The following is a 17,344-nucleotide window of genomic DNA, read 5'->3' on the forward strand; positions in this document are numbered from 1 at the left end:
CATCTGGCCAACCCACTCACAATCCCTCCCCACAAGGAGGAGCGAGTCGATGGGGCAAAATCGCGCCAGCAGGTCTCCCCCCTCTTGTGGGGAGGGAACAAGGGTGGGGGTAGCCCCTACCGCAGATCGATATGCGGAATCCCCTTCTTCTCGATCTCGTCAAAACTCTCATCGTACCCCGCATCCGCATATCGCATGACGCCCAGTGAGGTATCGTTGGTCTGCACATGCCTGAGCCGTTCTGCCCCCTCTGGCGTGCCGTCCGCGATCGTGGTGACGCCGGCGCTGGTCATGTAGCCGGCATAGCCGCCGCCGCCGGAGTGAATGGCTACGAGGTCGGCCATGGAGGCGGTGAGCAGCATGGCGTCGAGCAGGGGCCAGTCGGCGATGGCGTCCGAACCATCCTTCATGCGCTCGGTCATGATGTTGGGATGCGCCATGGCGCCGGCATCGAGGTGATCGCGCGAGAAGGCGACCGGGCCCGAGAGGGTGCCGTTGGCCACCAGCTCATTGACCGCCAGCGCCAGCTGCGTACGCTCGCCATGGCCGAGCCAGGCGATGCGGGCGGGGAGGCCTTCGAAGGGGACGTATTGGCGGGCGAGGCCGATCCAGTTGGTGACGATGTTGTTGCCTGCGAACATTTTCAGCACCAGCTCGTCGATCTTGCCGATGTCGTCGGGATCGCCCGAGAGGGCCATCCAGCGGAAGGGGCCGATGGCGCGGGCGAAGAGCGGGCGGAGATAGGCTTCGGTGAAGATTTTTATGTCGAAGGCATTGGCGACGCCGCCGTCGCGGGCCTGGGTGCGGATGAGGTTGCCGTTGTCGAACACCTCGGCGCCGCGCCGCTGGAATTCGAGCATGGCGTTGACGTGCTCGACGATCGAGGCGCGGCTGGCGGCCATGAGCTCGGCGGGGTTGTCCTTGCGCAGGCGCCGGACCTCTTCGAGCGAATAACCTTTTGGCACGTAGCCGTAGACAAGGTCGTGGGCCGAGGTCTGGTCGGTGACGATGTCGGGCGTGATGCCGCGCCGGGCGATCTCCGGGTAGATTTCGGCGGCGTTGCCGACAAGGCCGATGGAGGTGGGGCGCTTCGCCTTCACCGCCTCATCGATCATGGCCAGCGCCGTGTCGAGGTCAGGCGCGACATGTTCCAAATAACCGATCTCCTTGCGCTTGCGGGCGCGTTCGGGATCGACGTCGACCACGAGAATGGCGGCATTGGCCATGCGGCCGGCAAGCGGCTGGGCGCCGCCCATGCCGCCGAGGCCGGCGGTGAGGATGAAGCGGCCGCGCAGGTCGCCGTCGAAACGGTTCTCGGCGATGCGCATGAAGATCTCGTAGGTGCCCTGGATGACGCCCTGGCTGCCGATATATTGCCAGGCGCCCGCCGTCAGCCCACCCCAGGCGATGAGGCCCTTTCTCTCAAGGTCGTAGAAGTTCTCGGCTTTGGCCCACTGCCCGACGATGTTGCAATTGGCCATGATGACCAGCGGCGCCTTGGCGTGGGTCTTGAGCAGGCCGATCGGCTTGCCCGACTGGATGATGAGGGTCTGATCCTCGTCCATGGTCTTGAGCGCGGTGACGATGGCGTCATGCGCGGCCCAGTTGCGGGCGGCCTTGCCGAGGGCGGCGTAGACAACGAGGTTATCGGGGTCTTCACCTACCGAGAGCACGTTTTCGAGGAGGCGCAGCAGGGCTTCCTGGCGCCAACCCTTGGCGCGCAGCTCCTTGCCGCCGGGAATGGGGAAATTGGGGTGACGGGGATTGGGTGTGGGCATCTTTTGGTCCTTCAGTGCGGGAGGCCCTCCCCCTCCCCGACCCTCCCCGCAAGGGGGAGGGTGTTTCGATCCAGTTTGCGGCAAGCCAATACCCCCACTTGCACTCCCCTTGCGGGGAGGGTCGGGGAGGGGGGTGAGCCGTCAGCCCCGGTCTGTCTTCCTGCGCCCCAGGTCGAGCGCGTATTTGGCGATTTCGATACCCATGGCCTTTTCGACCGACGGATAGACCGTCGGGTCAAGGACGGACGAGGCCAGGGGAATGATGGTTTTGGGGACGTGCAGCACGAAGATGAACATGCCTTCGCGCACCTGGCCGACGCTGAGCGGAGTGCCGGCGGCGTCGAGGGTGGTGATGACGTCGGGGAAGGTAGCGAGGCGTGTGCCGCCCGCGTCTTCGACAGCCATGTACTCGTTCATGACGTGGAGTTTTGTCGCCTTGTCGCCGGTTCCCAGCGTGATGGTGCCGATGTCGAAGGCTTCCTTGGTGTAGACCACGTCCTTGGCCTCGACATTGCCCTGGGCGAGGATGGTGCCGCCCGTGGTCCTGACGATGGCATCGATGATTTTCGAGCCACCGCCGGCTTCGGCGGCGATGATGGCTTCGCCCAGTTTCAACGCCATCGAGATGCCGCCGAGCGCCGCATTTTTCGCCACATAGGAAGCGCGTAGAGGGTTGCGGCAGGAGGCGATGAAGCCGCCCGACTGGTCGGCGGCGGTGCGCAGGACCGGCGAAATCTTGGCGGTGGCGCCGCGCACGACCAGCTCGATGTAGCGGTTCTCGTCGCGGTTGCCGCCCACGGCGGTCTGGATCATCTGTTCGGGGCTGCCGGCCATGCCGATGGAGCCCATGTCGCCGGTCGGGTGGGCGCGCACGTCGCCGACCGCATCGACCACCTTGGTGCCGAGCATGGCGGAGGGAAGCCAGGCGTTGAGCGTCGAGGATTTGCCGTTCTGGCCGACCATGAGGCCGGAGAGCTTTTCGCCAAGCGCGTCCTGGAGGAGCTGGGCGGCCTTGATGTAGTCGACGCCCTGCATTTCCCAGGGCGTGGTCGAGGCCGGGGCGCCGATGGCGGCGGCCGTGGCGACCCAGTCGTTGTCGTCGAGTTCCTCGATCGAGACCAGTTCGGGCTTGCCGATCGAGACCGCGGCGCGGCCGAGCATGCGGCCATGATCGGCCCAGCCGCCGCCGCCCGCTGCATAGACGGAGCCGCCCTTGACCGCCGGTTCGATGTCTTTTTCGGTGAGAATGCGGCCCATTACTTGGCTTCCTGTAGTTGCTTGTCGAGGGTTTTGACCGCTTCGAGCAGCACGGCGGCGCCCAGGGCGATGTCCTCGGTCTTGGCGGATTCCTCGGGGGCGTGGCTGCGCCCGCCAAGGCAGGGGATGAAGATCATGGCCGCCTTGGTGGCGCGGGCCATCCAGGCGGTGTCGTGGCCTGCTCCCGAGGCCATGCGGCGATGCCGGGCGCCCGTGGCCTCGCAGGCGGCGTCGAGGACCTTGAGGAGGTCCGGGTCGCAGGGGGTCGGCTGGTTGTCCGAAATGCGGCGTGGCTTGGCGACCGAGCAATCGGTCTCGTCGGCGACTTCAAGGGCGAGCGCATCGAGGGCTTCGCAGAAGCGCTCCATGTCGGCGCGGTTCTCGGCGCGGGCGTCGATGAGCATCACCGCGCGGGACGGCACGACATTGGCGGCGTTGGGCTCGATGCGGAATTCGCCGACGGTTGCAGCGAAGTGGGCTTCGCTTTGCGCGAACTGATGAGCCAGTTGCTCGATGGCGAGCACGAGGCGCGCGGCAGCGGTCAAGGCATCGCGGCGCGAACCCATGGGCGTGGTGCCGGCGTGATCGGCCCGGCCATCGACGACGATCTCGATGCGGGTGATCCCGGCGATGGCGGTGACGACGCCGATATCGAGTTTTTTGTCTTCGAGGACTGGGCCCTGCTCGATGTGGAGTTCGAGGAAGGCCTTTATGTCGGTGCGCTTTTCGCTGACCTCGGGGTGCCCGCCAACTTCGGCGATGCCCTGTTCGAGGGTCAGGTCGCCAGAGGTACGAGTGAGCCAATCAGGTGGGACGAGCCCGACCATGCCGCGCGAGCCGATGCAGGAGACGCCGAAGATCGAGACCTCCTCGGCGAGGAAGTCGACGATTTCGAGGTCGTGGTCGAGCTGAACATCCTGGTCGTGGAGCGCGCGGGCGACTTCGAGGGCGGCGGAAACGCCTGCTATGCCGTCATAGCGTCCGCCATCGGGCACGGTGTCCGAATGCGAGCCGAGGAGGATGGTGCCGAGGCCGGGCTTCCTGCCGGGCCGGTGGCCGATGAGATTGCCGGCAGCATCGATGCGGATCTTGAGGCCGGCCTTCTCGAAACGGCGTTCGAGATAGGAGCGGCCGGCCAGGAACATCGGGGTGAAGGCCCGGCGGGTATAGGGGTGGTCCAGCTCTGTGATGGCAGCGAGGTCGGAAATATCCTCGGCGATGCGGTCGGGGTTGGTGGGGAGGTTTCTCATGTGGGGGCTCCCGGGTGAGGGCGGTGGGTGTGGCTCACCCCCCTCCCAGCCTCCCCCGCAAGGGGGGAGGTGTTTCGATCCAGTTGCTTGAGCATTGAGCGTTCTACACCCACGGTAGGCACCTCCCCCCTTGCGGGGGAGGCTGGGAGGGGTGGGCCGCATGCTCATGACGCCACCACGATCTGCTGTGGCGGGCGCACGAATTTTCCGGTGCCGGGTTCGGAGAGGACCCTGGTGCCGTCGAAGGCCAGCTTGCCGCGCAAGTAGGTGGCGGCCGTGGTCCAGGGGAGCTTGATGCCGTTATAGGGGCTCCAGCCGACGACGTTGTTGCCGGAGGCGGCGGCGTCATAGGTCTTTTCGACCGGGACCAGCACCGTGATATCGGCATCGCGGCCGGGGGTAAGCGCGCCCTTGACGTGGTCGAGGCGGAAGTGGCGGGCCGGGTTTTCGGCCATGAGTTTGGCGGCCCAGGTCAGCGAGATGCCGCGATCCAGCGCACCCTTGACGAAAAGCGGGACCATGGCTTCGAGGCCCGGAACGCCCGAGGCGTTGGCGAGCATGTCGGGACGGGTCTTGCGGTTTTCCGACCAGCTCACGTGGTCGGTCGAGACCAGGGTAACATTGCCGGCGGCAACCTGGCGCCAGAGGGCCTCGACTTCGGTGCGGGGTCGGATCGGCGGGTTGATCTTGGCCTTTCCGCCGAGGCGCCTGACGTCGTTTTCCTCGTCGAGCGTCAGGTAGTGGATGCAGCACTCGATGGAGGCGGCAAAACCCTGGGCGCGATAGCTGGCGGCGATGTCGTAGCCGCGCGACAGCGAGCAGTGGACGATGTGAGCGTCGGCGCCGGTGAGGGCGCCGGTTTCGTAGACTTGCAGCGTAGCCAGCAGTTCGGTCAGCGGCGGGCGCGAGAGGGCGTGGGCGCGGTAATCGGTGATGCCGAGCGCCTTGACCTTTTCCATGGCGGCACGGACGGCTTCGTCGTCCTCGTTATGGACGCCGGCGGTGAGGCCGGTTTTGGCGATTGTCGCAAAGCATTCTTCGAGCAGGCCCGGCGGGATGCGGGGGAAGCGCTTGGGGTCGGTGCCGAAGGTCGAGAACTTGAAGGCGGCGACGCCGGCCTTGACCTGTTCGGGGATGCGTTTGGCGCCTTCGGTCGGATCGACGGTGCCGTAAAGGGCGAAATCGACGCGGGCCTGCGGGCCGGCATGATCGACCTTCTTGCGGACGGCTTCGGCCGAGCAGACGAGGTTGCCTTCGTCATAGGGCATGTCAACGATGGTGGTGACGCCACCGGCAGCGGCGGAGCGGGTGGACCAGACGAAATCTTCCTGGTCCTTCTGGGAGAGCGAATGCACCTGGGCGTCGATGGCGCCGGGGAGGATGAGGGCATTGCCCAGTTCGTGGCGTTCGCGGGCAGCCGGTGCGGGTCCCTGCCCGACCTCGGCGACCTTGCCGTCGCGGACGGCGACGTAGCCGGCTTCGAGGATGCGGCTGGAAAGCACCACGTTGCCCGAGAGGACGAGATCGAAATCGGACATGTTCCAAAAGTCTCCTATGCGGCTTCCTGCTGGGCGCGGCCGGTGCGCGCCACGAGGAAGCGTTCGAAGGCCGAAAGGCCGTCGTAGATGAGCACGGCCAGCACGGCGACGATGAGGCCACCCTGCAGGACGAACGCGGTATTGCTGGCCGTAAGGCCGGCAATGATGACTTCGCCCAGCGTACGCGCCGCCACGGTCGAGCCGATGGTGGCGGTCGCGAGCGAAATAACGGTCGAAAGGCGGACGCCGCCCAGGATAACGGGCAGCGCCAAAGGCAGTTCGACGCGGGTCAGGCGCTGCGTGCCGGTCATGCCCATGCCGCGTGCCGCCTCGGTGACGGCGGGCGGCAAGGTGGTGAGGCCGGTGAGCGAGTTCTCGAAGATGGGCAGGAGGCCGTAGAGGAAGAGCGCGACGAGCGTGGGCGCGGTGCCGAAGCCGAGGATGGGCACGGCAAGCGCCAGCACGGCGACGGGGGGAAAGGTCTGACCGATATTGGCGAGGCTGCGCGAGAGCGGCAGGAATTCAGCCCCGAACGGGCGCGTGACGAGGATGGCGAGCCCAACGGCCACGATGGTCGCCGCGACGGTGGCGGCGAAGGTGATGGTCAGGTGGCTGAGCGTCAGGCTCCAGAGGCTCCCGCGATCATAGATGGCGGGCTGGCCATTCTTGGTGAGCGGCTGCAGCAGGAAGGCAAAGCTTTCCGGCGTCACCAGGAACGCGATGAGCAGCGCCAGCACCACCAGCCTTATGAGCAGGGGCCATTTCATTGCGGGCGGGCCGCGCGGCGGTTGAGTTCGGTGAGGGTGACGCGCCCGACGAGCTTGCCGCTTTCCTCGACCGGCAGGGCGGCGCGGCCGGACCACAGGAGTTCGGCAAAGGCATCGCGCAGGGAGGCATCGGCGGAGATGGGAGCGCCGAGGGCTTCGCCGGGCTCGACGGCCTCGCGGATCGAGGCCAGCGAAAGCAGGCGGAAGGGCCGCTCGCCGGTGCCGATGAGCTCGTTGACGAAGTCGGTAGCCGGGTGCGCGATGATCTCTTCGGGCGTCGCGTATTGGAGCAGCCGGCCCTTGTCCATGACGGCGATCTTGTCGCCGAGATGGATGGCCTCTTCCATGTCGTGCGTGACGAGCACGACGGTGGTGCCAAAACGTTTCTGGATATCGAGCAGGTCCTCCTGCGCCTTGGCGCGGATGATGGGATCGAGCGCGCCGAAAGGCTCGTCCATGAGGAGGATATTGGGCTCGGCGGCCAGCGCCCGGGCGACGCCGACGCGCTGCTGCTGGCCGCCCGAAAGTTCGCTCGGCATGCGGTCGCGATACTGGCCGGGATCGAGCTGGAAGAGGTCGAGCAGTTCATCGACGCGCTTGTCGGTGCGCGCCTTGTCCCAGCCGAGCAGTTTCGGGACCGTGCCGATGTTCTGGCCGACGGTGCGATGCGGAAAGAGGCCGTGGCCCTGGATGGCGTAGCCGATGCGGCGGCGCAGCTCATAGGCGGGGACCGAGCGGGTGTCCTGGCCGTCGATGCGGATGGTACCGGAAGTGGGCTCGACCAGGCGGTTGATCATACGCAGGAGCGTGGTCTTGCCCGAGCCCGACGTGCCGACGATGACGGTAATGGTATGTGGATCGACCGTCATGGTGACGCGATCGACGACATTGGTGTCGCCATAGGTCTTGGTGATCTCTTCGATCTCAATCATTGGCGGGTTCCCGTGGCGAGACCATTTCGACTATGGCATCGAGGATGACGGCGGAGGCGAAGGCCAGGGCGACGGTCGGGACGGCGCCCAGCAGCACGAGGTCCATCGCAGTCTGGCCGATGCCCTGAAAGACGAAGACGCCGAAGCCGCCGCCGCCGATCAGCGCGGCGATGGTGGCGAGGCCGATATTCTGCACCAGGACGATGCGGATGCCGGTGAGGATGACCGGAAAGGCCAAGGGCAGCTCGACCGAGAACAGGCGCTGGCGATCGGTCATGCCCATGCCGCGCGCCGCGTCGTTGGCGGCCTCGGGCACGCCGACAAGGCCGACCACGGTGTTGGAGACCACCGGCAGGAGGCTATAGATGAAAAGCGCCACCATGGCGGGCGCGGCGCCAATGCCCGAAACCCCGATGGCTGCGAGCGCGGGTACGGCAGCAGCGAGGGCGCCAAGGGGGGCGATCAGCAGACCGAACAGTGCGATCGAGGGGATGGTCTGGACGGCGTTGAGGACATTAAGCACGACGGTGCGCAGCCGCCGATTGCGATAGCACGCAACGCCCAGCGGAATGCCGACGGCTGTCGCCACGACCAGCGAGCCGAAGGCGAGAAGCACATGCGTCTGGCCTTCACGCCAGAACGCGTCCGCCCGGCTGGCATATTCCTTGAGGATCGAAAGGTCGCTCCAGGACCCGCTCCAGAGCAGCGCGCCAAGCCCGATCGCAACCACCGCCAGAATGGCGATGCGCGGCCAGGGCCCGAGGCGCAGGCGCGTCAGCGAATCGGCAGCCAGCAGCGCAAAGGCGCCGGTCAGCACCCAGAAGCCGGCGCCCGGCGCGATGCGCACCAGCTTGTCGCCTTCCGGAGTGAGAAAATAACCGGCAATGCCGACATAGATCGCAATCGCCGCCAGCGCGACGAAACTCATCGCCAGCCGGAATATCGTCGGCGTGCGCAGCGCGCTCACCGGAATGGAAACCGCCAGCACCGCTGCGAGAATGGCCGCATGCAGCGGCGGCAGCGCCGCGAAGATCGAGCGTGGTTCGCCCGGCAGGATACGGTTGGGCTTGAAATCGACGAAGGGCAGCGCGAACCAGCCCACCAACACGATCAGCGTAATGACGACGCCGAGCTTGTCGAGGCCGATAACCCGTTTCGGCAATGCTGTGGCGACGCTTTGAGCCATCGTCACCGGGCCTCCCTTGCTCGGATCGATTGGGAAAGTCGACTTCGGGGCGGAGAGGGAGGTGCCCTCCCCGCCACGGGTCGCAAAAGCCTACTTGATGAGGCTGTTGGTCTTGAGGAAGTCGAGCGCCACGGCATTGGCCGGTTCGCCCGCCACCTGCACGCGGCCGTTGAGCTCCTGCAGGGTCTTGAGGTCGAGCTTGGCGAAGACCGGCTTCAGAAGGTCCGCGATCTGCGGATATTGCGTCAGCACGGCTTCGCGGATGATCGGAGCGGGCTCGTAGACCGGCTGCACGCCCTTGTCGTCATCGAGCACGGTGAGCTTGGAGGGCGCGATGCCGCCGTCGGTGCCATAGACCATGGCCGCATTGGCGCCCGAGGTCTGCTGCGCCGCCGCCGCGATGGTTGCTGCCGTATCGCCGCCGGAAAGCGTGATGAGCTGCTCGGGCTTCAGGGTGAAGCCATAGGCGGTCTGGAAGGCGGGGAGCGCTGCCGGCGAGTTCACGAACTCGGAAGAAGCGGCCAGCTTCACTTCGCCGCCGCCGGCAACCCACTTGCCGAAGTCGGAGAGCGTTTTCAGGTTGTTCGGGCCCGCCACGTCGTCACGCAGCGCGATGGCCCAGGTATTGTTGGCCGGGGCGGGGTCGAGCCAGACGATCTTGTTGGTGTCGTAGTCGAGCTTCTTGACCTCAGCATAGCCTTCGGCCGCGTTGTTCCAGATGGGCTTGTCGGCTTCGTTGAAGAAGAAGGCGCCGTTGCCGGTATATTCCGGATAGATATCGATCTGGCCGGCCGTGATGGCCTCGCGCACGACCGGGGTCGCGCCGAGCTGGATCTTGTCGGTCACCGGAATCTGGTTGGCTTTGAGCACTTCGAGAATGATGTTGCCCAGCACGCCGCCTTCGGTGTCGATCTTTGAGGAAACCACGACCTGGGCCTGGGCCGCAGTCGCTGTCAGTGCCAGCGCCGCAAGGGCGCCGAGAATCCTGGTAGTCAGTCGCATGATGCACTCCCGTGTTGCCTTGGCTCATGCCAAGCTATTGCCTACCCTAACGTTTCAGGCCCGCGCGACCAGCCCGCACTTGCTAAGCAATGGGGCCCAAAGCGAAAAAGTCGTCCAACTGGGGTAACGGTGCTTGGGAAATAAGTTTCCCCATCGTTTCGTCCGAACCCAGATCGCTCTCGATCGCTTCCACCTCCGCCGATAGCGGACGGTCGAGCCTGTAGAACTCGGCATGGCCGCGCACGATCTCGTAGATCATGCCGGGCACGCCGGCCGGCCGGTCACCCAGGATATCCATGGCCTGGGCCGAAAGCAGGGCCTCGAGCGCCGCCATGCGGCGCAGGGCCCGCACCTGCCGTTCGAATCGCTCGACGACCAACGGCAGGAAAGCCGCCTCGTCCTCGATGCCGGCTGCCACTACCATGGCCTGCGCCGAGATCGGTGTCGACATGGAATGGACACGGGCGAACAATTCGCCGGCCAGCTTGATGATCGGCCCGAAACCGGTTGCAATCGCGCCCGGCGCCACGAGATTGATCGGCAGGTCGCGCCGTACGCCGTTCCCCAGCAACACGCAGCGATTGAAGGAATTTCGCGCTGCGTGCGCCAGCGCGAGCTGCGCGGTCTGGAGGAAAACCGTCACGTCGAGCGGCAGCGAGCCGCCCGAGGTCAGCACCTCGCCCTCGACCACCACCGGATTGTCGTCCGTTCGCCCGGTCGCTGCCAGAATCGTGCGGCCGGAAACCAGAAGGCTCTCGAACGCGGTGCCGAAGACCTGGGGAATCATGCGCAGGCTCAGGGGGTCCTGGACATGCGTCGTCACCGGCCATTCCCAGTCGGCAACCGCGTCCATCATCCAGGTGCCGATCAGCGCCTCGCGCTCGGTGCCGACATGGGCCACCGCCTTCCAGGGGTCGCGCGACGCGCCCAGCCCGCCGCCGGTCATGAGCGCCGTCGCCAGCATGACGCGCACTGCGCTCGCCGCAGCGCGCATGGCGCCCGCCGCCGCTGCATAGCCAACGGCATTGATCGAAATGGAGGCGAGGCTGTCGCGCGGCGCCAGCTGCACCGGCTTGAGGCCCGCCTCGGCAAGCGCGGCTTCCGCCGAAAGCCGCCGGCCATGATAGATGGCCTCGCCGACCCCAGTCAGCACCGCCCCGATCTGGCCCATGAGCCCGATATCGGCGCAGCCGATCGAGCCGGTGCGGCGCACCACCGGCACCACATCGGCCGAAAGCAGGCGCAGATAGGTATCGACCAGTTCCGGCGAGCAGCCGACGCGCCCGGTCAGCGCGGTATTGACGCGGATGGCCATGGCGTTGCGTACGACGGCGCTCGGAAACGGCGCGCCGGTGCCGAAGTGGTGCGCCCGCACCAGGCCCATATTGTAGGTATCAAGGTCCTCAGGCGACCACTCGATGTCCTTCATCGCCCCCACGCCCGTCGTCGCGCCGTAGACCGGCGCGCCGTGAGCGATGCGTTCCTCCATCACCGCGCGGCTGGCGCGCACCCGCTCCATCGCCGCCGGGTCGGCGAGGGGTACGGCCAGGCCGGCGCCGATCCGCGCCATCGTCGCAAAGCTCAGCGGCTTTCCGTCGAAGGTTACGGGGGTTACGGCAACGGTCATGGCAATGGTTCCTCTCTCATGGGGCACGCTATTGGATAAAATGCGGAGCTGGGATATCCCAAATCGTGAACACCAGATGCCGTCGGATCGAGCATGAAGGACGCGGGAATTGGATAGCGCTACGCTGGTCATCGCCCATCGGGTGCTGACGGCGCGCAGCATACGCGCAGTGGCGCGCGACCTCAAACGGGCGCCGGCAAGCGTGGCGGCCGCCATGTCGCGCCTCGAAGCCGAGATTTCAGTGACCCTGGCCGAGCGCGCCGGCGCCGGCCTCGTGCTCACCCTCGAAGCCGAACGCCTCGGCCCGGAGATTTCCCGCGCCACCGCAATCATTGAAGCCATCGTGCCAGATGCCGCCCAACGCGGCATCAATCTCGAAGCCCTCTGGCGCTTCGCGGAAGTCGCAAGCGCCGGCAGCGTTCGGCGCGCCGCGCAACGGCTCGGCCTCGGCCAGCCCCAGCTCACCCGCCAGATCGCCGCGCTCGAAGCCCTGCTCGGTGCGCCGCTTCTCGAACGCGGCACCGCCGGCTCTCGCCCCACCGCCAGGGGCGAAGCGATGCTCGACCGCATCCAGGATCTGGCCGGCATCTGGTCCGACCTGGCGCGCACCGCCCCCGATCGCTTCCGCAAGCACGCCGCCACGACGCGCCTGGGTTCGGTCATTCCTCTTGGCTACGAAAGCGAGCTGGCCCGCATGCTGGCCGCGCTCACCGCCCGCTGGCTCAAGGCGCGGCCGCGCCAGCCGCTCTTCATCTCGAGCACCACCGCCGAGGAATTGCTGGCCGGCCTCAAGAGCGGCCGGTTCGACGCCGCCATTCTCGACGTCGAAACACCGCCGCCCGAATACGAAGCCCACCTGCTCTACCGCTCGCCGCTCGCTCTGGTCGGCACCCGGCAATCTCTGGCGGCGGCCGGCGACGTATCAGCCCTCCTCGCCGGCATGCCCATTGCCGTTCCGAGCCTGCGCAGCGGCCTGCGGCAGGCGGCGATGCGCTATCTCGATGCGACGCTCGACGAGCTTCGGCGCGAAAAGCTGACGCTGATCGAGATCGACTCGATCCCCGTCATCGTCAACCTCGTGCTCCACCACGGCTTCATCTCGGTGCTCCCCGAAGCCTCAGTCGGCAACATCCGCGGCGACCTCGCCCGCCTTCCGTTGGGCGAGGAGCATGCGCTTTCCATCCGGTTGGTCTGGCCGAAGGGCAATGGCGGCCGGAACGTCGGAGAAATGGTGCTGGGGTTGATGGGCAGGGAGTGAGCGGGCGCGCGGGCAGGTGCGCGTTCTCTCAGCACATGGCGACGTAACGTTGAGTCCCGGCCTACGCCCGGAGAGGAGAAATCTGCACTAGGTAAGCGGAGCGGGGATGAACCCCTACTCCTCCCCCAACCGCGCGCGTCCATCGGCAATATCGCGGGCCGCATCTTCGAGCACGTGCAGGAACCGTTCGCCCGCCATCTCGATCGGCCCGGAATTCTCGATCAGCACGGCATCGGAGCGGATGCTTTCCTCGACCTGCATGCGGCTGAGGCGCTTGGCGATCGCCGCCTCGTCCTCGCGGCCACGGCTGGCGAGGCGCTTGGCGATGATGTCGGGATGGGCTGAGACCGAAACCACGATCAGGTGCTCATAGCGGTCGGCAATGGCCGGAACCAGCGCGCGCGAAGTGTTGACGATCACGACGCGCCCGGCATCGATATCCCTGTCGATGCTGTCCGGCAAGCCGTAGCTCAGGCCGTGCGCTTCCCAGTCGAGGGCAAAGCCGCCTGCGGCCTTGCGGGCCGCGAAGGCTTCTACGCTCAGCGTATCGTGGTCTTCGCTGCGCGCATCGGCGTCGCGGGTGATGATGCGGCGCGGGAAGACAAAATTGCTCCGCCCCTCAAGATGGTCGCGGGCGTAGTTGATGATCGAATCCTTGCCCGAGCCGCTGGGACCGACCACCGCCACGAAAGTGCCCGCCGTGAACGGCACGGGCTTGTGCAGAGCCTCGTCGGAAGCGGTTCTGGTCATATCACCCGCTGCCCCTGGCGATAGACGGCGCGCACGATCGGCACGCCTTCGTGGAGACGCACGCGCACGAGGTCGGCGCGCTTGCCGATGGCAATCTCGCCGCGATCGTCAAAGCCCGCGGCCCGCGCCGGGCGGCGCGTCACCAGCGAGATGGCCTCGGGCAGCTTGATGGCCTCGACCTTGTCACTGAGCGTAAAGACCGCCTGCATGAGCGAGAACGGCACATAGTCCGAGGAGAGGATATCGAGCAGGCCGTTCTCGGCCAGCTCGCGCGCCGAGACATTGCCCGAATGCGAACCGCCGCGCACGATATTGGGCGCGCCCATCAGCACGGCCATGCCGGCGCCGTGCGAGGCGCGGGCAGCTTCGAGCGTGGTGGGGAATTCGGCGACGCTGATGCCCTGCTCCACCGCTTCGGCGACGTGCCCGGTCGTGGCGTCGTCATGGCTCGCCAGCACGATGCCGCGCTCCTTGGCGACTTCGGCGATGGCGGCGCGGTTGCGCGGCGCATTGGCCTGCGATTCGGCGATGCGACGCTCGCAGAAGGCGCGGAACACGTCGTCCGGCATCTTGAGCTTGCCCTGATAATACTTGGCGTATTCCGCCAGGCTGGCGAACTGGCGCTGGCCGGGGGCGTGGTCCATGAGCGAGGCCAGGCGCACGCGCGGATCGGTCTTGAAGAGCTCGAGGCCTTCGAGGCAATCGGGCGAGGAGACCTCGCAGCGCAGGTGGATGTAATGGTCGGCGCGCAGCCGGTCGTCGGCCATGGCCTGCTCGATGGCATCGGCCAGCCGACGCATGTCGGCGTGGTCGACATCGGTCTGTTCGTCCGTGCCGAGCCGCAGCGCATCGAGCACCGTGGTGATGCCGGACGAGGCGACCTGCGCGTCGTGGGCCTGGACGGCGGCAATGGCGCCCCAGACCACGCCGGGGCGCGGCGCGTAGTGGTTTTCGAGGTGATCGGTATGGAGCTCGATGAGGCCCGGGATCAGATAATCGCCGCCGAAATCCTCGCCGCGCGCTCCGCCTTCGGAGATATCGGCGATGACGCCGTCGCGCAGCGCAACGGTGCCTGTTACCTCCTCATCGGCAAGGACGAGGCGGGCATTGGTGAAGACCTGTTCGGAAGCGGACATTTGCTAGGGAAACCATTCATCGGATCGGGCACTGCCCCTATCGCGCCAGTATGACAGTGCGATGGCAGATGCCGCAACCCGCTGTGAGTCCCTGATTGGCGGGCCTTCAGCGCCCGCCCCGGCTTACTTGTTGGGCGCGTAGAAGATGTGGGCGCCGATGGCGGCTACGCGGTTGAAAGTGCTCGACCAGCTCGGGGCCACGGCCGTGGTGTGGTAGAACAGGGCCGACTTGGGAATGACGCCCGGGCGCTTGCCCTGCTGGAATTCGGCGAAAGCGGCGTCGGCGATTTCCATCGAACGGTTCCAGGCGCGGCGCTCGCGGCCGACATCGGAGCGGCCGTCGCAGGCGAACGAGAACTGGCACTGATTACGACCCTTGCCGGCGTTCTGGTAGACGACGCCGCAGATGGTCGTGGGGAACCGGCCGGAGAAGGCGCGGTTGATGATGACGTTGGCGACGGCCCACTGGCCCTCTTCGCTCTCGCCGCGCGCTTCGTGATAGATGGCGGCGGTGAGGCAATTGCGCTCGTCGTCGGCCAGTTTCACCTTGCGGATAGTGGGCACGAACTTGTCGGCGGCATAGGCCGCCAGGATGTCTTCGCTCACCGTGTTCTGGTCGGCGGACGCCGCGTCGATGGCGGCGAGGGCCGGGTTCTGCTGGCGGGCGATATAGCCGAGCAGCACTTCGGTGGTGAGCTTGTGCTCGGGAACCACGTCGAAATGATTGAAGGAGCGCAGCGCCTGCTGACGGTCGACATAGGCCTGCAGGAATTCGGCGGTCAGCTTGGGCTGGACCTGGGAGAGCGGAACGACTTCGTCGATCGAGCCGCGCAGCGTGATCGGGCCGGAGAAGCTGGCGATCACGGGCTTCTGGCGCTCAATGGCCAGAGCATGGGACGTCACCGCCGGCACGACTTCGGCTACCCGAATCGTATCCTGAGCGGGCGTTGCCCTAACAGTCACAAAGAGTACGAGCGCTGCGGCAGCGATAGCCGCTGCATGAACACTTGCACGAATTGCAGTGGCGAGATGGCCTCTCGTCAATACGCCCCGTCTTTCCCCGACGCCGCCCTAATCAGCCAAGCCCGGCTAGCGACCCCAGATTTTTCGTCTGTTCCCGGGCAGCAACCTATCGGAGCCAAAGCCGGGAGGGAACCCAGAATTTACGTCTGTTTAACCATGTCCGCTAACGTCTTAAAACACGGTTAACGGGCTCCGGGCAGCTTGATACCTCAATATCTGGAAGGAGTTGCGCGAAATCGGCCACAGGGCGAATGGTTAATTACCAGAGCCGTTGCAATTTTAACGATTTGGGCGGAACTGATGCCCCGAGGCCACGGCGGCGGCTGGATGGAAGGGCTTTACGGGTGCTAATGGAGAGAACCTGCCGCGTGATTCTCATTCCCTGCCCATGACGGTCCGGAACCCCGATGCTGATTAAGGAAGGCGACGAGCGCACGGTCGCGGTCGACGTGCGCCTGGCTTCGATTCTGGCGGGCGTCGCCGGCGCGGTGAACGCCGCCGGCTTCCACGCCATCGGCTATTACTCGGCCAACATGACCGGCAACGTCTCGGCGCTTTCCGATTACATCGCGAGTGGCAATTTCCGGCTGGCGCTGCTCTATGGCGGCATCGTCATCGCCTTCATCTCGGGCGCCTGGGCGTCCTCGCTGATGATCAATTACGGACGCCGCCGCAAGGCCAAAGCCGTCTATGCCTATTCGGTACTGACCGAGGGTACGCTGCTGGCGCTGTTCGGCCTCGCCGATCTCTGGCTGCCGGGCATCCATCGCAGCGTGGTGCTGATCATTGGCCTCAGCTTCCTCATGGGGCTCCAGAACGCCTCGGCGACGCGCATTTCCAATGCGCGCGTGCGCACCACGCACGTGTCGGGCATGGCCACGGATGTCGGCATCGAGCTGGCGACGCTCTTCGATATCAAGCGGGGGGTGGAGCCCGAGGAAGACTGGCCGGCGAATCGGTCGCGCCTGCGCCTCCACACCACGACGATCCTCGCCTTCGTCTTCGGCGGCATCGCGGGCGTCCTGCTGTATGGCTATATCGCCGGCGCCATGCTGGTGGGCGCCGGCATCCTGCTGGTCTCGATCGCCGTACCGGAAATCCACAAGACCCGGCGGCGCTGAGCTTCAGCGCGCGGTTTCGACCAGCGGGAACGCGGCCGCACGCACCTGGTGCAGGCTTTCCATCACCGCAAAGCAGAGCTGGCGGATCTCATCGTTCGGCCCGACGAGGTCGGGGATCATGATGGTCTGCATGCCGGCCGCCGAGGCGGCGCGCACGCCGGTATGAGAATCCTCGAGCGCCAGGCAATGGGCCGGCTCGATCCCGAGACGCCCCGCGGCCATGAGGTAAGGCTCGGGGTGCGGCTTGGGATTGGCCACGTCATCGCGCGTCACGATGGTGTCGAACATGTCGATGAGCCGCGCCGCGCCCAGATGGGCGGTCGCATGGGCATTGCGCGAGGAGGTGGCGATGGCCGTGGGGATACCGCGACCGCGCAGTTCGGAGAGGATTTCGCGGGCGCCGGCCTTGACCGGGACATCCACATGCATGCGCTCGCGCATCATCACGCGGCACTTCTCGTCAAAGACCGTATAGGGGAAGGCGACGCCATAGGTGTCGATCAGCAGGCGATTGGTCGTCTCGTGGCTCGATCCGACCATGGCCTTGTGCACGGCATCGGTCATTTCGAAGCCCAGTTCACCGGCGACTTCGAAAACGATGCTGCGAAAGACGAGTTCAGTATCGAGGATCGTGCCGTCCATATCGAATATGGCGGCCTTGAAAGGCTTCAATTGCATCATTGCCCGAATATAGGGCCGTTCGCTCGGCTTTACCATTG

The 17,344-nt window shown here is 66.1% G+C and carries 15 protein-coding genes; 2 read left to right on the forward strand and 13 right to left on the reverse strand.

From position 1 onward, the window contains the following. Window positions 1-116: 116 nt before the first annotated feature. The 9 genes from JNE37_RS06325 to JNE37_RS06365 form a co-directional block, all read right to left on the reverse strand. Window positions 117-1,778: a thiourocanate hydratase gene (locus tag JNE37_RS06325; protein ID WP_203065691.1), complete on the reverse strand. Its 1,662-nt coding sequence runs from the start codon at window positions 1,776-1,778 to the stop codon at window positions 117-119. Window positions 1,779-1,919: 141 nt separating this feature from the next. Then, the gene (locus JNE37_RS06330) at window positions 1,920-3,035 is read right to left on the reverse strand and encodes a thiohydantoin desulfurase (RefSeq protein WP_203065692.1); all 1,116 of its coding nucleotides are present in this window, start codon (window positions 3,033-3,035) and stop codon (window positions 1,920-1,922) included. Further along, window positions 3,035-4,285 carry a Zn-dependent hydrolase gene (locus JNE37_RS06335; RefSeq protein ID WP_203065693.1) on the reverse strand — a complete coding sequence of 417 codons (1,251 nt, stop codon included), beginning with the start codon at window positions 4,283-4,285 and terminating at the stop codon, window positions 3,035-3,037. The genes JNE37_RS06330 and JNE37_RS06335 overlap by 1 nt, the downstream gene beginning before the upstream one ends. Window positions 4,286-4,449: 164 nt before the next feature. Continuing rightward, on the reverse strand, window positions 4,450-5,823 hold the full coding sequence (locus JNE37_RS06340; RefSeq protein ID WP_203065694.1) for a dihydroorotase: 1,374 nt from the start codon (window positions 5,821-5,823) through the stop codon (window positions 4,450-4,452). 14 nt (window positions 5,824-5,837) lie between these two features. After that, a complete protein-coding gene (locus JNE37_RS06345; protein ID WP_203065695.1) occupies window positions 5,838-6,590 on the reverse strand; it encodes an ABC transporter permease in 753 nt (250 codons plus the stop codon). Further along, window positions 6,587-7,522 carry an ABC transporter ATP-binding protein gene (locus tag JNE37_RS06350; RefSeq protein ID WP_203065696.1) on the reverse strand — a complete coding sequence of 312 codons (936 nt, stop codon included), beginning with the start codon at window positions 7,520-7,522 and terminating at the stop codon, window positions 6,587-6,589. The genes JNE37_RS06345 and JNE37_RS06350 overlap by 4 nt, the downstream gene beginning before the upstream one ends. Beyond that, window positions 7,515-8,708, reverse strand: coding sequence for an ABC transporter permease (locus JNE37_RS06355; protein WP_203065697.1), 1,194 nt, complete (start codon window positions 8,706-8,708; stop codon window positions 7,515-7,517). The genes JNE37_RS06350 and JNE37_RS06355 overlap by 8 nt, the downstream gene beginning before the upstream one ends. Window positions 8,709-8,798: 90 nt before the next feature. Continuing rightward, window positions 8,799-9,710, reverse strand: a complete 912-nt coding sequence (osmF, locus tag JNE37_RS06360; RefSeq protein ID WP_035036630.1) for a glycine betaine ABC transporter substrate-binding protein OsmF — start codon at window positions 9,708-9,710, stop codon at window positions 8,799-8,801. Window positions 9,711-9,792: 82 nt separating this feature from the next. Then, window positions 9,793-11,364 (reverse strand): aromatic amino acid lyase, encoded by a 1,572-nt coding sequence (locus JNE37_RS06365; RefSeq protein ID WP_376742452.1) that lies wholly within the window; start codon window positions 11,362-11,364, stop codon window positions 9,793-9,795. A gap of 82 nt (window positions 11,365-11,446) precedes the next feature. Here JNE37_RS06365 and JNE37_RS06370 point away from each other — a divergent pair, with 82 nt between their 5' ends. Beyond that, window positions 11,447-12,595, forward strand: a complete 1,149-nt coding sequence (locus JNE37_RS06370; protein WP_203065698.1) for a LysR family transcriptional regulator — start codon at window positions 11,447-11,449, stop codon at window positions 12,593-12,595. Between the two features lie 114 nt (window positions 12,596-12,709). Here the strand turns inward: JNE37_RS06370 and phnN are convergent, their stop codons facing one another. The 3 genes from phnN to JNE37_RS06385 form a co-directional block, all read right to left on the reverse strand. Beyond that, window positions 12,710-13,345: a phosphonate metabolism protein/1,5-bisphosphokinase (PRPP-forming) PhnN gene (phnN, locus tag JNE37_RS06375; protein WP_203065699.1), complete on the reverse strand. Its 636-nt coding sequence runs from the start codon at window positions 13,343-13,345 to the stop codon at window positions 12,710-12,712. Further along, window positions 13,342-14,481, reverse strand: a complete 1,140-nt coding sequence (locus tag JNE37_RS06380; protein ID WP_203065700.1) for an alpha-D-ribose 1-methylphosphonate 5-triphosphate diphosphatase — start codon at window positions 14,479-14,481, stop codon at window positions 13,342-13,344. The genes phnN and JNE37_RS06380 overlap by 4 nt, the downstream gene beginning before the upstream one ends. A gap of 123 nt (window positions 14,482-14,604) precedes the next feature. Further along, window positions 14,605-15,444, reverse strand: a complete 840-nt coding sequence (locus JNE37_RS06385) for a cell wall hydrolase (RefSeq protein ID WP_203065701.1) — start codon at window positions 15,442-15,444, stop codon at window positions 14,605-14,607. A gap of 467 nt (window positions 15,445-15,911) precedes the next feature. On the opposite strand from JNE37_RS06385, the gene JNE37_RS06390 reads away from it, so the two are divergent. Then, the gene (locus JNE37_RS06390; protein WP_035036641.1) at window positions 15,912-16,625 is read left to right on the forward strand and encodes a YoaK family protein; all 714 of its coding nucleotides are present in this window, start codon (window positions 15,912-15,914) and stop codon (window positions 16,623-16,625) included. A 3-nt stretch (window positions 16,626-16,628) separates the two neighbouring features. Here JNE37_RS06390 and JNE37_RS06395 read toward each other — a convergent pair whose 3' ends face one another. After that, complete coding sequence (locus JNE37_RS06395) at window positions 16,629-17,297, reverse strand: HAD family hydrolase (RefSeq protein ID WP_282565345.1); 669 nt, start codon at window positions 17,295-17,297, stop codon at window positions 16,629-16,631. Between the last annotated feature and the right edge of the window lie 47 nt (window positions 17,298-17,344).

Origin of the sequence: Paradevosia shaoguanensis (assembly GCF_016801025.1) — a bacterium.
Classification (GTDB): Bacteria; Pseudomonadota; Alphaproteobacteria; order Rhizobiales; family Devosiaceae; genus Paradevosia; species Paradevosia shaoguanensis.

What these genes read in the sequence shown, in the direction of transcription:
- JNE37_RS06330 (WP_203065692.1), bottom strand. Translation starts at nt 3,035, where the DNA reads ATGGGCCGCATTCTCACCGAAAAAGACATCGAACCGGCGGTCAAGGGC.
- JNE37_RS06345 (WP_203065695.1), bottom strand. Translation starts at nt 6,590, where the DNA reads ATGAAATGGCCCCTGCTCATAAGGCTGGTGGTGCTGGCGCTGCTCATC.
- JNE37_RS06380 (WP_203065700.1), bottom strand. Translation starts at nt 14,481, where the DNA reads ATGTCCGCTTCCGAACAGGTCTTCACCAATGCCCGCCTCGTCCTTGCC.
- JNE37_RS06325 (WP_203065691.1), bottom strand. Translation starts at nt 1,778, where the DNA reads ATGCCCACACCCAATCCCCGTCACCCCAATTTCCCCATTCCCGGCGGC.
- JNE37_RS06340 (WP_203065694.1), bottom strand. Translation starts at nt 5,823, where the DNA reads ATGTCCGATTTCGATCTCGTCCTCTCGGGCAACGTGGTGCTTTCCAGC.
- osmF (WP_035036630.1), bottom strand. Translation starts at nt 9,710, where the DNA reads ATGCGACTGACTACCAGGATTCTCGGCGCCCTTGCGGCGCTGGCACTG.
- JNE37_RS06335 (WP_203065693.1), bottom strand. Translation starts at nt 4,285, where the DNA reads ATGAGAAACCTCCCCACCAACCCCGACCGCATCGCCGAGGATATTTCC.
- JNE37_RS06390 (WP_035036641.1), top strand. Translation starts at nt 15,912, where the DNA reads ATGCTGATTAAGGAAGGCGACGAGCGCACGGTCGCGGTCGACGTGCGC.
- phnN (WP_203065699.1), bottom strand. Translation starts at nt 13,345, where the DNA reads ATGACCAGAACCGCTTCCGACGAGGCTCTGCACAAGCCCGTGCCGTTC.
- JNE37_RS06355 (WP_203065697.1), bottom strand. Translation starts at nt 8,708, where the DNA reads ATGGCTCAAAGCGTCGCCACAGCATTGCCGAAACGGGTTATCGGCCTC.
- JNE37_RS06350 (WP_203065696.1), bottom strand. Translation starts at nt 7,522, where the DNA reads ATGATTGAGATCGAAGAGATCACCAAGACCTATGGCGACACCAATGTC.